The sequence below is a fragment of the Sagittula sp. P11 genome, assembly GCF_002814095.1.
In the GTDB taxonomy this organism is placed as follows: domain Bacteria; phylum Pseudomonadota; class Alphaproteobacteria; order Rhodobacterales; family Rhodobacteraceae; genus Sagittula.
The window spans coordinates 199147-212266 of sequence record NZ_CP021915.1 but is presented as its reverse complement, the minus strand read 5'-3'; the positions used below and the strand labels follow the sequence as shown (position 1 = coordinate 212266).

Sequence of the window (13120 nt, the reverse complement as noted above, 5' to 3'; positions counted from 1 at the left end):
ATGCCACTGGATTTCGAAGCACTTTCGAATTGGGATTTCGAAGAGATCAAGCAGACTCTGACCGAGCGGGATACCATCCTTTACGCACTCGGGCTGGGGTTCGGCGAAGATCCGACAGACAAGAAAGAACTGGCCTTTGTCTATGAGGACGGTCTGAAGGCGGTTCCCTCGATGGCGGTCATTTTGGGGTATCCCGGCTTCTGGCTGCGCGATCCCAAGACCGGCGTAAACTGGCAAAAAGTGCTGCACGGAGAACAGTGGCTCGACATCTACAAGCCGCTGCCGACACATGGCCGGATTGTCGGCCGCAGCCAGATCGACTTCATCTCGGACAAGGGCGAGGGCAAGGGCGCTGTGATCTATCAAAGCCGCGAGATCATCGACGCGGACAGCGGCGACAAGCTGGCACGCGTCGCGATGTCGGCCTTCGCCCGGGGCGACGGCGGATTCGGCGGCGAGAACAGGCCCGGCCCGACGCCGGCGGTGCTGCCGGACCGGGTGCCCGATCACATATGTGATATCGAGACGCTTCCGCGCCAGGCGCTGATCTACCGGCTCAGCGGCGACATGAACCCGCTGCATGCCGACCCCGATGTCGCGCGGTCGGTCGGGTTCGACCGCCCGATCCTGCACGGTTTGGCGACCTATGGTCTGGCCGCCCGGGCGATTCTCAAGACGTTGCTGGACTATGATTCTGCCCGGCTTGTCGGTCTGGATGTTCGGTTCTCGGCTCCGGTCTATCCCGGCGAAACCGTGCGGTTCGAAATCTGGGAAGAGGACGGCGAGGCCCGGTTTCGAGCGTCTATTCCTGCACGCGACGTGGTTGTTCTGAACAACGGCGCGGCGCGCTTTGCCTGAGGCAGTGAAGATGGCTCAACCGCTCAAGGATATCCTGGTGCTGGATTTCAGCACACTTCTTCCCGGTCCGATGGCGACGCTCATGCTGTCCGAGGCTGGCGCCGAAGTGATCAAGTTCGAACGGCCCGGAGCCGGCGAGGACGCGCGCCACACGGAGCCAAAGATCGACGGAGAGAGCATCGGATTTGCTGTGTTGAACCACGGCAAGCGATCGGTGGCCATCGACCTCAAGTCAAGGGGCGCAGTGGAACGTCTGCGCCCCTTGATCGAGAAGGCCGATGTTCTGGTAGAGCAGTTTCGTCCCGGCGTGATGGACCGGCTGGGGCTTGGTTATGAAGCGGTGCGAAAGATCAATCCCGGTCTCATCTATTGTTCGATCACCGGCTATGGCCAGACCGGACCAAAGGCCAGCGCCGCCGGCCACGATCTCAACTACGTCGGTGATGCGGGTATCCTGTCGCTCAGTCGCGGACCGGATGACCAGCCAACAGCCCCGTTCGGGCTGGTCGCCGATATCGGAGGCGGAACCTATCCTGCGGTGATGAATATCCTGCTGGCCCTGATTGCGCGGCAGGCAAGCGGGCAGGGGACGCATCTGGATATCGCAATGGCCGAGGGGGCGTTCGCCTTTGCCTATTGGGCCCATGCCGAAGGTGTGATTGCCGGGCAGAACATCGAAAGCGGTGGCAGCCGTCTGACGGGTGGCCTGGCCCGGTATCGGCTTTATACGGCTGCGGACGGGCGTCAGATCGCCGTCGGCGCGTTGGAAGAAAAGTTCTGGCAGTCGTTCTGCGATGTCATTGGTTTGCCTGTGGCCCTTCGCGATGACTGGTCCGATCCAAATGCCTGTGCCGCAGAGGTTGCACGTCGTCTGAGGGAACACCCCTCGACCCATTGGGAGCCTTTGCTGGCTGCGGCAGATTGCTGCTGTTCGGTCGTGAAGACGCCCGCCGAGGCGGCGCGTGACCCGCATTTCAAAGCGCGTGACGTGTTCGGGCGGACCGTAAAAATCTCCGGCCGGGACGCGCCCGCTTTGCCGCTGCCAATTGCCCCGGAGTTCCGTTCTTCCGGAAATTCGGTCGGAGTTGCAGCCACTCTGGGCGAAGACAATCCGCGTTATGGCGTGGACCAACCGAAAACAGAGTAAATCCCGTTGACGGGCAGGATTTGAATCGGTAATCTAACATTTGTTAGAAAAAGGGGGGGCCAATGGACAAGTCTGACGATGACCTGCCGACTGAAGCTGAGCGTTATGTCATGCCATCGCGCTTTGTGGAAAGCGATAGCGTGGAAGTGCAGGGTTTCGTGACATCGGCTTTGCGTGATCTTCCTGTGGACGCAACCAATCGAGACAAGGCGATCCGCCTGTTCGAAGCGGTGCGCGACGATATTCGCTATGATCCCTATTGTTTTGCGCTGGATGAGGACTCTTACCGTGCCAGCCGTATCGCTGGCGCGGAAGCGGCGTTTTGCGTTCCCAAGGCAATTCTTCTGGCGGCTTGTTTGCGTGCTGTGGGTATCCCCGCCGCTCTGGGGTTCGCGGATGTGCGCAACCACCTGAATACACCCAAGTTGCAGGAGTTGATGGGGACCGATCTCTTTATCTACCACGGCTATGTTCAGCTGTGGTTGGGGAATGAGGCCTACAAGGTGACACCTGCATTCAACATGGAACTGTGTGAAAGATTCGGGGTCAAACCCCTGGTCTTCGACGGCTATCACGACGCGCTCTTTCATGAGTTCGACGAACAGAATCACCGGCACATGGAATATGTGAACGACCGTGGTCTCTATTTCGACGCGCCGATGGGTGAGTTCCTGATGGCGTTCAAGGAAACCTATCCGAAGCTGGAAGAATTCAACCGCATCCGGATATCCAAGGATGCGAGCGGATACGATGACGGTTTCGCAAAGGAGGGTGCCTCTTGAGGTATCTGGAAGACTTCTCGCCGGGCCAAGTCTATCGCTTTCGCAGCGCTCCGATGAGCGCGGATTCGATAAAGGCCTTTGCCAAGGAATGGGATCCGCAGCGGCTGCACACCGATGAAGACTATGCAACCGCCATACATGGCAGCCTGATCGCCTCGGGCTTTCAGACCATGCTTGAGGTGTTCAAGCCGGTCATGACCGAGATGATGGTCGATGTTGCCAATATCGGCGGCATGGGCTTTGACAATTTGCGCTGGCTGCGGCCTGTGCACCCGAACGAACCCCTTGATGTCGAACTGACGGTCAACTCGGTCACACCGTCAAAAAGCAAGCCCGACAGAGGTGTTTTGCACTATACGCTCAGCGCCAAAAACCCCGAGGGCGAGGTCGTTTTTTCGACCGACACCCCTGTGATGATCCAGCGAAAACAAAATGACACAAACTGAGTTCCTTTCCAGCGAACAAGAAGACCTTCGCCTGTTGCGCGAGAGCGTGCGCACGTTGTTTGAACGGGCGGGCGGAAGTGACAGAGCCCGACAACTCCGTGATGCCGGGGGCGGTTTCGATCCGGAGATGGTCCGGGAACTGGCCGAGGCCGGTGTTTTCGGCGTGGCGGTGCCCGAAGATCAGGGCGGGCTTGGCATGGGCCTAGCCGCCGGGGGTGTCATCGCCGAGGAAGTCGGCCGTGTGTTTGCCCCGGAACCGGTCGTGTCGACGATAGGTCTGAGCCTCGGCCTTCTGCGCCGCCTTTGTCCGGATCATCCGAAGATGGCACAGCTCATCGGCGGCGAAATTTCATTGGCGGTTGCCTGGCAGGAACGCGGCCCCGACGGGGCGCCTGCCGATGCGACCTGCCGATACGCGGACGGAAAGCTGACCGGTGGCAAGGCCTGGGTCGTCGGTGCGATCGGTTCGCACGGGTTCCTTGTCGTGGCCGAACAGGATGATGGTCCGGTTCTGGTTCTGGCTGAGGCAGACGCGCAGGGGCTTGTCATCGACAAGCGGACGCAGGCGGATGGCAGCTCTCTGGGCGAGCTTTCGTTTTCGGGAACTCCGGCCGCGGAATTGGCCAGCAGCGGTGCGGTTCTCACTGCACTGGCCGAGGCTGTCGCCGATGCAACGGCGCTTGCCGCGGCCGAGCTTGTCGGCGTGAGCGAGCGCGCCTTCGAGATCACGCTCGACTACATCAAGACGCGGGAGCAGTTCGACAAGCCGATCGGATCATTCCAGGTCATCCAGCACCGTGCCGTCGACCTCAACGTGATGTGCGAGGTCGCGCAGGCCGGAGTGCGGGAGGCGCTTGCGCAGATGGACAGCGAAACCGATCCAAAAGTCCGGGCGCGGCTTGCCAGCCGGGCCAAGGCTCGCGCGGTCACCGCCGCCAAGAAGATCACGCGCGACGCCATCCAGCTGCACGGGGCCGTCGGTTATACCGACGAGTTCGACATCGGGCTTTATCTGAACCGAGCGCTGGTTCTGTCCGCTTGGCTGGGCGATGACGCCTACCACAGACGGCTTTGGTTCGAGGCGCGAGAACAGGAAGGAGCCGCACAATGACCGACTGGAACGCAATGAGCGATGCGGATTTCCGCAAGGAAGTGCGCGCGTTCTTCGAGGCGGAATATCCCGAAGAGCTGCGCCACCTGCCGCACCGACCGAAGTTCGCCGAGATCGAACATTGGCACCGCAAGCTTCACGCCAAGGGCTGGGTTGCGCCAGCCTGGCCCGCTGAATTCGGCGGTATGGGCCTAAACGCTGCTAAGCTGCTGATCTTTTATGAAGAGCAGCAGCGCTGGGGCGTCAATCGCGGTCGCGACATGGGCGTGCAGATGGTCGGGCCCCTGATCATCAAATTCGGCACCCAGGACCAGAAAGACTATTGGCTGCCACGTATTCTGAGCTGCGAGGACATCTGGTGCCAGGGCTATTCCGAGCCCGGTGCCGGGTCCGATCTTGCCAATCTGCGCACACGCGCGGAAATTGACGGCGACGATTTCGTCATTAACGGCCAGAAGATCTGGACGACGATGGCGCATGATGCCACGCACATCTTCATGCTGGTGCGCACCGATCCCGATGCGCCGAAGAAACAGCAGGGCATCAGTTTCCTTCTTGCTCCGATGGATCAGCCGGGGATCGAGGTGCGCACGATCACCACCCTTTCGGGTGAGACCGAATTTTGCGAGGTGTTCTTCGACAATGCCCGCACTCCCCGGGAAAACCTGGTCGGCGAACTGAACAAGGGCTGGACGATGGCCAAGGCGCTTTTGAGCTTCGAGCGCATCTTCATCGGCTCGCCAAGTCTGGCCCAGAACGCTCTGGGACAGCTTGAAAGCTTTGCCCGTGGCCGTGGCGCGTTTGACGATCCGGTGTTCCGTGACCGCTTTGCCCAAGCGGCACTGGATGTGGAAGATCATGCCGCGCTTTATGCCCGTTTTGCAGATCAGCTCAAACGTGGCGAGACGCTCGGTGCGGATGTGTCCATGCTGAAGATCTGGGTGACTGAATGCTTCCAGCGCATCACCGAGCTGATGATCGAAGCAGCCGGTCCCGATGGCGGCTCCATCGGGCCGCTTCAGGTTGGCAATGTTAGCGTCGACGTTTTGTCGAGCTTCTACAAGGCCAGACCTACCACGATCTACGGTGGATCGAACGAAATCCAAAGAAACATCCTGTCCAAGGCCGTCCTGGGACTGCCTGGCTGAACCCATACCCTGAGGAGGAAAAGACCTATGTCGGAGCGTTACGCAAAGTACGACAAACTGAAATTTGACTACCCGGCGGATCGCGTCCTGCGCATCACGTTCGACCGGCCCGAGACATTCAACTCGGTCGATGCCGAAACCCACACCCAGATGACGGACATGTGGATCGACATCGACCGCGACCCCGACATCAACGCGGTCATCGTGACCGGCGCGGGCAAGGCGTTTTCGGCGGGCGGCGATTTCAGCCTGATTGAGAAGATGATCGGCGACTCGCACGAGATCATGAAGACGTGGAAAGAAGCCAAGGATCTCGTCTACAACATCATCAACTGCAACAAGCCGATCATTTCCGCGATCAATGGCCCTGCGGCAGGCGCGGGCCTTGTGGTTGCCATCCTGGCCGACATCTCGATCGCCGGGAAACGGGCAAAGATTGTCGATGGTCATCCGCGTCTGGGCGTTGCCGCTGGCGATGTCGCGGCGATTATCTGGCCGCTGCTGACCTCGATGGCCAAGGCGAAATACTATCTGATGACCTGCAAGCCGGTGTCGGGCGAAGAGGCCGAGCGCATCGGTCTGGTGTCAATGTGCGTCGAGGATGACGAGCTTCAGCAGATCGCTTTGGACACGGCTGTCGAACTGGCCAACGGCTCGCAAAGCGCGATCCGCTGGACCAAGTATTCGCTGAACAACTGGCTGCGCCAGGCCGGGCCGATCTTTGATGCGTCGACCGCGCTGGAGATGCTTGGTTTTATGAGCGAGGACGTCAAGGAAGGTGTGTTGTCGCACCGCGAGAAGCGCGCGCCAAACTTCCGCAAGGACTGCCCGCTTTAACGCCCGATTGGACGAGGAGGCATGGAAATGTCTGATGATATCTACAAAGATATAGCGCAAGCCTATGCCGCTGCGGCCGAAAAAGCTCCTGGCCTGAAATCGCGATTTACGGCTGCCGGATTCGATCCGGCAGCCGTCACATCGGTGGCGGACCTCTCGCGACTTCCAGTGATGAAAAAAGAAGAGCTTCTGAAGATCCAGCGCGAGAACCCGCCTTTCGGCGGATTCCTTGCCTCGGATCTGAAGGATATTGGACGGATCTACGTGTCCCCTGGCCCAATTTTCGAGCCGGCCCTTTCGGGCGAGGGAGGTCATGGCCTGGACCTGCTTTTCAAGGCGGCAGGCGTGGGGCCGGGGGATATCATCCTGAACACCTGGATGTATCATCTTGTGCCCGCAGGCTTGCTGTTCGACGAAGCGGCACAGGCCGCAGGTGCCACGGTGATTCCCGGCGGCGTGGGCAATACCGAGCTTCAGGCGCAGATCATCGTCGAAACCGGCGTGACTTCGATCTGCGCCTCGACCGCGTTTTTCCTGACGCTGGCGGACAAGGTGATCGAAACCTATGGCCGCGACGCATGGAAGGTGAAGACAGCCTTCCTCGGCGGTGAGATGGGCGACTGGATGGCCAAGCGCCGCCGGATCGAGGCCGAATACGGCGTGTCCACCTGGGCCGCCTATGCCACCGCCGATCTAGGCCTTGTCGCCTATGAGGATGGCGGCGAAGGCTATCTGGTTCATCCCGACCGCGTGGTGCAGATCTGCGATCCGGTCAGCGGCGAACAGGTCGCCCATGGCGAACCGGGCGAGGTTGTCGTGACCGCGCGCGATGCCACCTGGCCGATGATCCGGTTCGGCACCGGCGACAGCGCCTTTGCCCTGGAAAGCAACGCGGATGGCACCGTCAGCCGGATTTCAGCATTGCAGGGACGGGTCGGGGCAGCGGTCAAAGTGCGCGAGATTTTCGTTTATCCGCGCGTGGTTGAAGAAGTTGTCATCGGCACGCCGGGCGCAAAGGCCGCGCAGGCCGTGGTAACGCGCGAGAACGATCGCGACATGATCCGCCTCTCGCTTGTGCTGGAAGACGGTGCCGACGCTTCTGCTGCGGAAGCAGCCGCCGCCAAAAACTTCAAACTGCATACACGAATTCGTGTCGACGAAGTGAACATTGTTTCGGAACTACCCGAAAATGCAGAACTGATCGTCAACCAAAAGGACCGCTAAGATCGGGTCTCGATCATTCGCGACAACCGCAGAAACAGATGGGCGGCCGGGCAACCGGCCGCCCTCTTTCGTCAGGAACAGAGCGCATCTTTGGCGACCTGGTATTCCCGGTCGAGACGGTCGACGTAGTCCGCCGTGGTCATCACCTCTTTCACCGCTCCGATCCCCTGACCGCTGCCCCAGATGTCACGCCAGGCCTTGGGGCGAATGTCGCCGGTGGCCAGATCGAGTTTGTTGCCGATCCCGGCCAGGTTGTCCGGATCGAGACCGACCGCCCGCACCGACGGTTTCAGATAGTTGGCATGCACGCCGCTGAAATAGTCGGTATAGACAATATCATCGGCCCCGCCTTCGACGATCATTTGCTTGTACTCCTCCGACGCGACCGCCTCGGTCATGGCAATGAAGGGGGATCCGATATACCCAAAATCCGCACCCATGGCCTGCGCCGCCAGAATTGAGCGCCCGGTCGCGATGGACCCGGACAGGGCAAGCGGACCATCGAACCATTCCCGGATTTCCTGAACCAGCGCAAAGGGTGACAAGGCCCCGGCGTGGCCGCCAGCGCCGGCGCAGACCGCGATCAGGCCGTCGGCGCCCTTGTCGATCGCTTTCCTGGCGTATTTGTTGTTGATTACATCGTGCAGTACAGTGCCGCCGCACTCATGTGCCGCCTGGTTGACGTCTTCCCGTGCGCCCATTGATGTGATCCAGACAGGCACTTTCCAGCGCGCACATATTTCGACGTCCCGCTCAATCCGATCATTCGATCGATGGACGATCTGGTTGACCGCGAATGGCGCGGCGGGCCGATCGGGATTGGCCTGATTGTGCGCGTCAAGCTCTTCAGTGATGCGCTTGAGCCAGGCTTCAAGCAGCGGCGGTTCACCTTCGGACTCGCGTGCGTTCAGCGCCGGAAAGCTGCCGATGACGCCGGCTTTGCACTGGGCGACGACAAGATCCGGCCCGGACACCAGGAACATGGGCGAGCAGATCACAGGCAGGCGCAAGCGGCCGAGAGGGGTGTCGGAGTACATTGTCTATTTCTTCTTTGCTGTTTCAACAGGGGGTGCCGAGGCCCGTAGCCGTGACGGGCGCGCATGGGAAGGGAAGCCGAAAAAACGTGCCAGCAGACCGCAAGGAAATACACAGAACGGGTGAATTTTACACATGTCTGATTTTCCGCACCGGACTATTGCCCGTCGCTCAATGCCACTCCTATCGTGTTCCATGCTAGCCCATTCCTGGGAGGAGGAAGCGGTGCCATTGCTCTACAGCCGCTCGGAAAGCGTTGGTCGGATGACTTTCGATTTTCCCGAGAAGAAGAATGCCCTTGATCAAGACGCACGCAAAGAGATGGAACGCATCGTCACCCAGGTGCGCGACGATGACCGCGTGCGCGCGCTGTTGATCACGGGTGCCGGGGGCGCGTTTTGCGCCGGAGGCGATATCAGCACCTTCGCCGGTTCTTCGCCTGTGGCCATGCGGGACCGCATGAAACAACAGCACCGCGTAACCCGGATGCTATATGATCTTGAAAAGCCGGTCGTCGCGGCGGTTGCCGGGCCGGCCTTTGGCGTGGGGTTCAACATTGCGCTTCTGGCTGACGTGATCCTGGCCGCGCCCTCGGCCCGCTTTTGCCAGGCCTATGCGCGCGTGGCGATCGTGCCCGACGGTGGCGGGCTTTACTTGCTGGCGCGGACGGTCGGGACGCAGCGGGCGAAGGCGATGTTCCTGACGGCCCAGGTGATCGATGCCCAAGAGGCGCACGACCTTGGGATCGTCCACGCAATCCACGAAGAAGACGCGCTCGACGCAGAGGCCGATGCGCTGGCCGTGCGTCTGGCCGAAGGGCCGACCCGAGCCTTTGGGCTGGGCAAGTCGATGCTGAACCGTGGCATGGATTGCGATTTCGCGACCTATCTCGAGATCGAGGCAACCGCCGAAGCCCATATCATGCAGACCGCAGATCACCGCGAGGCGGTCGCCTCTTTCAAGGAAAAGCGCCCGCCGGGCTTTGTCGGATCATGAACGCGGCGCCCGATTGTGGCCCGCTGGCCGGTCTTCGGGTGATCGACCTCGGGCAGGTCTACCTTGGGCCCTATTGCGGTCTGATGTTCGCGCTCATGGGGGCCGAGGTCATCAAGGTCGAGCCGCCCGGCGGCGACAGTATCCGCGGCATCGCGGGCGGGCGCGAGAACCCCGCAGCGATGATGCTCAATTCCAGCAAACAGAGCGTGACGCTTGATCTGGGGTCCGAGGGCGGGCGCAGCGCCCTGCTGGCGCTGGCAGATTCGGCCGATGTTCTAATCGAGAATTTCCGTCCCGGTACGATGGAGAAACTGGGGCTGGGGTGGGAAACACTCTGTGCCCGCAATCCGCGCCTGGTCATGGGGTCAGGAAAGGGTTACGCGGCCGATTCCGTCTATCGCGATGCGCCGGCGATGGATTTTCCTATTCAGGCCCTGACCGGGCTGATGTCGGTGACCGGGTTTCCCGATGGTCCGCCGGTGAAATGCGGCGCAGCGATCACCGATTTTCTGGGCGGTATCCACCTTTTTGGTGGCATTATGGCGGCGTTGCATGCGCGCGGCGCGACAGGGCGCGGGGACTTTGTCCAGATCGCGATGCAGGACGTCACGCACCACGCGCTGGCGTCGAATATCGCAAGCTATCTGCTGGCGCCTGACGGGTTCGCCGACCGGGCCGGCAACAGTCAGGCCGTGCTCAAGGTCGCACCCTACGACCTGTTTCCGGCGCGCGACGGGCAGGTGGCCATCATGTGCCTGAATGATCGCCACTGGCAGCAGCTGACCCGGGCCATGGGTCGCCCTGATCTGGCCGAAGATCCCGAACTGGCCGCGGGACCCGCGCGCTGCGCGCGGCGTGCCCAAGTCGATGGCTGGGTGACGGCGTGGACCTCAAGTCAGACCCGCGCCGAGATTTTCGCGGCCCTGAGCAGCGCACATGTGCCGGGCGCCCCGGTGCGCACGCTCGCTGAGGTGGTGTCGGACGATGACATGCGCGCCCGCGGCATGATCCATGACCTTCCGCATCCAGACCTGGGCACGGTCCCTGTTCCAGGGCTGCCGATGCGTTTCGCGGCTCACCCACAGGTCGCCCCTATCCCCGCACCAACCGTAGGCGCCGATACGGCGCGCATCCTGGCCGCGCTGGAACAGGACCTGCCCTCTGCTCAATCAAAGGACACCTACTGACATGTTCAAGCTCGATCCGGAATTGGAGGATTTTCGCAACGAGGCACGCAAGCTGGCTGAGCGCGAGTTTGCTCCCAGGGCCGCCCATTGGGACGAAGCCGAAGAGTTTCCAGCCGCGAACCGCGACAAGCTGGCCGAACTTGGCTATCTGGGAATGTTCATCCCTGAAGAATACGGCGGCTCCGGCGCGCCAGTGATCCAGGGCACGGTGTTTCTGGAAGAAATGGCGCGGGTCTGTTTCAACACGGCGCTGGTCTCGCAACTCTACCTGAACGGCCCATCCCGGGCAATCAGCGTTCTGGGCAGCGACGAGCAGAAAAAGCGGTTCCTGCCAGACATGGCGGCCGGCAAGAAATTCATCGCAATCGCCATCAGCGAGCCAGAGGCGGGGTCGGCGGTGACAGACCTGCGCACCACGGCCACAAGGGACGGCGACGGATGGGTGCTGAATGGCAACAAATGCTGGTCCACGGGCGCCCATGTGGCCGATTATGCGCTGGTCTTCTGCCGTTTCGGCAAGGCCAGCGGGGCGAAGGGGATTGGTGCCTTTGTCGTCGATCTGAAGAAGCCGGGCGCGCGGATCGGCCACATATCGCTGAAGATGGGTGGCCGGGGGCTGACCGAGGCCGAGATTATCCTTGAAAACTACAAGGCCGGTCCCGAGGATGTGCTGGTCGAAGGGGACCCGGAAAGCTCGCGCTCCTTCGCGCTGTTGATGAGCAGTTTCGGACCCGAGCGGGTGGGCAACGCAGCGATGTGCGTGGGGCTGGCGCAGGGCGCTTTCGATGCTGCAAAGTCGTATTCCGAGATTCGCCATCAGTTCGGGCGCCCGATCAAGGAATTCCAGGGCCTGCAATGGAAAATCGCCGACATGGCCACACAGATCCATGCTGCGCGTCTGATGGTCTATCGGGCCGCGACCAACCCCGCGCCGAACGGCTTTCCCGATCCGATGGATGCGACCATGGCCAAGCTTTACGCCAACGAAATGGCGCAGAGGGTCACGAACGAAGCGCTGCAGATCCACGGTCACAATGGTTACACGCGCGAATACCCGCTGGAACGTATGGTGCGTGACGCGCGCGGCTTCGCGCTTGGCGGTGGCACCGTCGAAATCCTGCGCAATACGATCGCCGCCATGGTCTATGGCCACAGCTTCGACCAGCGGCGGGGGTAGGGCGGATGCATCCCTCGTTGCTAACGACAGAACAGGTCGCTCTCAAGGATGCCGCGCGCAAACTGGCGCTCGGGGAATTCCGGGACCGCGCCGCACGCTGGGACCGCGACGGCATCTACCCCGAGGAAAACCACCATCGCCTGGGCGCGCTTGGCTATCTGGGCATGACCATTCCCGAAGAATACGGCGGTGGCGGTACGCCGCTGGTGGATTGCTATCTCGTGATCGAAGAACTGGCCAAGGTGGATTTCAATACCGCGCTGATCGTTCACGATCAGAACGTCTCGCCCCGGATCATCGCCACCTGCGGCAGCGAGGCGTTGAAGCAGGCTTTCCTGCCCCGCTTCGCCGCGGGCGAGATCGAATGCGCGATCTCCTGGTCCGAGCCCGAGGCCGGGTCGGACGCCACCGCGGTGACGACATCGCTGCGCCCGGACGGGGACGGGTTTGTGCTGAACGGCGGCAAGATCTTTACCACTTTCGGCGACAGGGCCGATTACCTTCTGGTCTATGCTCGGTTCTGCGAAAGCAAAGGCGCGCGAGGCATCGGAACCGTTTTGGTGCACCGCAAAAGCCCCGGCGTTTCGGTCCATATTCTTGAACAGAAGATGGGCGCGCGCGGCTGCAACGAATGCGAGATCCATTTCGACGATGTGCGGGTGCCGTCCGAAAACGTCGTGACCGAAGGGCTGGCCGGCAACTCCAGCGGCTTTGTCCGCCCGCTGGGTGTCTATAACGCCACGCGCGTCGGCATGGGGATACTGGCGCTTGGTGTCGCCGAGGGGGCGTTCGACCTTGCACGCGACTACATGAAGACCCGCCGGCAATTCGGCAAGGCGCTGTCCGAGATGCAGGGGCTGCAATGGATGATGTCGGACATGAAGGTGCAGATCGAGGCCGCGCGGTCGTTGTGTTATACGGCGCTGTCGCTGATCGACCGCGGCCAGCCCGATCCAACATTGTCTTCGATCGCCAAGGTTCAGGCCACCGAAATGGCACAGCGCGTCACCCATGACGCCATGCAGATGTTCGGTGGCTACGGCTATTTCGGTTCGCTTCCGTTGGAGCGGATGGTGAGGGATGTGCGGATGCTGACGATCACCGGGGGAACGACCCAGATACATAAGAACGGGATTGCTCGGGCGCTGTTCACTGACTGACGAATCTTCGCC

General features: G+C 61.3%; 13 protein-coding genes. 12 read left to right on the top strand and 1 reads right to left on the bottom strand.

Annotated elements, in window-relative coordinates; translation table 11 throughout:
- From CDO87_RS24670 to CDO87_RS24635, 8 genes are all read left to right on the top strand, one after another.
- Nucleotides 1-858 carry a MaoC/PaaZ C-terminal domain-containing protein gene (locus CDO87_RS24670; RefSeq protein ID WP_027264317.1) on the top strand — a complete coding sequence of 286 codons (858 nt, stop codon included), beginning with the start codon at nt 1-3 and terminating at the stop codon, nt 856-858.
- Between the two features lie 10 nt (nt 859-868).
- Entirely contained in the window at nt 869-2005 is a 1137-nt protein-coding gene (locus tag CDO87_RS24665; protein ID WP_027264318.1) for a CaiB/BaiF CoA-transferase family protein, read from the top strand.
- A 62-nt stretch (nt 2006-2067) separates the two neighbouring features.
- Nucleotides 2068-2787 (top strand): transglutaminase family protein, encoded by a 720-nt coding sequence (locus CDO87_RS24660; protein ID WP_027264319.1) that lies wholly within the window; start codon nt 2068-2070, stop codon nt 2785-2787.
- A complete protein-coding gene (locus tag CDO87_RS24655; protein WP_027264320.1) occupies nt 2784-3233 on the top strand; it encodes a MaoC family dehydratase in 450 nt (149 codons plus the stop codon). Before CDO87_RS24660 ends, CDO87_RS24655 begins: the two co-directional genes overlap by 4 nt.
- Nucleotides 3220-4344 carry an acyl-CoA dehydrogenase family protein gene (locus CDO87_RS24650; RefSeq protein WP_027264321.1) on the top strand — a complete coding sequence of 375 codons (1125 nt, stop codon included), beginning with the start codon at nt 3220-3222 and terminating at the stop codon, nt 4342-4344. Before CDO87_RS24655 ends, CDO87_RS24650 begins: the two co-directional genes overlap by 14 nt.
- A complete protein-coding gene (locus tag CDO87_RS24645) occupies nt 4341-5492 on the top strand; it encodes an acyl-CoA dehydrogenase family protein (RefSeq protein WP_027264322.1) in 1152 nt (383 codons plus the stop codon). Before CDO87_RS24650 ends, CDO87_RS24645 begins: the two co-directional genes overlap by 4 nt.
- Before the next feature lie 27 nt (nt 5493-5519).
- Nucleotides 5520-6329: an enoyl-CoA hydratase/isomerase family protein gene (locus CDO87_RS24640; protein ID WP_027264323.1), complete on the top strand. Its 810-nt coding sequence runs from the start codon at nt 5520-5522 to the stop codon at nt 6327-6329.
- Between the two features lie 27 nt (nt 6330-6356).
- Nucleotides 6357-7553: a phenylacetate--CoA ligase family protein gene (locus CDO87_RS24635; protein WP_223228105.1), complete on the top strand. Its 1197-nt coding sequence runs from the start codon at nt 6357-6359 to the stop codon at nt 7551-7553.
- Nucleotides 7554-7624: 71 nt separating this feature from the next.
- Here the strand turns inward: CDO87_RS24635 and CDO87_RS24630 are convergent, their stop codons facing one another.
- Nucleotides 7625-8590 (bottom strand): nitronate monooxygenase family protein, encoded by a 966-nt coding sequence (locus CDO87_RS24630; protein ID WP_027264325.1) that lies wholly within the window; start codon nt 8588-8590, stop codon nt 7625-7627.
- A 229-nt stretch (nt 8591-8819) separates the two neighbouring features.
- Here CDO87_RS24630 and CDO87_RS24625 point away from each other — a divergent pair, with 229 nt between their 5' ends.
- From CDO87_RS24625 to CDO87_RS24610, 4 genes are read left to right on the top strand one after another with little or no spacing between them, the layout of a single operon-like run.
- On the top strand, nt 8820-9584 hold the full coding sequence (locus CDO87_RS24625; RefSeq protein WP_027264326.1) for an enoyl-CoA hydratase/isomerase family protein: 765 nt from the start codon (nt 8820-8822) through the stop codon (nt 9582-9584).
- Entirely contained in the window at nt 9581-10771 is a 1191-nt protein-coding gene (locus CDO87_RS24620; RefSeq protein WP_027264327.1) for a CaiB/BaiF CoA-transferase family protein, read from the top strand. The genes CDO87_RS24625 and CDO87_RS24620 overlap by 4 nt, the downstream gene beginning before the upstream one ends.
- Before the next feature lies 1 nt (nt 10772).
- Nucleotides 10773-11948 (top strand): acyl-CoA dehydrogenase family protein, encoded by a 1176-nt coding sequence (locus CDO87_RS24615; protein ID WP_027264328.1) that lies wholly within the window; start codon nt 10773-10775, stop codon nt 11946-11948.
- A 17-nt stretch (nt 11949-11965) separates the two neighbouring features.
- Entirely contained in the window at nt 11966-13108 is a 1143-nt protein-coding gene (locus CDO87_RS24610) for an acyl-CoA dehydrogenase family protein (protein WP_027264329.1), read from the top strand.
- Nucleotides 13109-13120 lie beyond the last annotated feature (12 nt).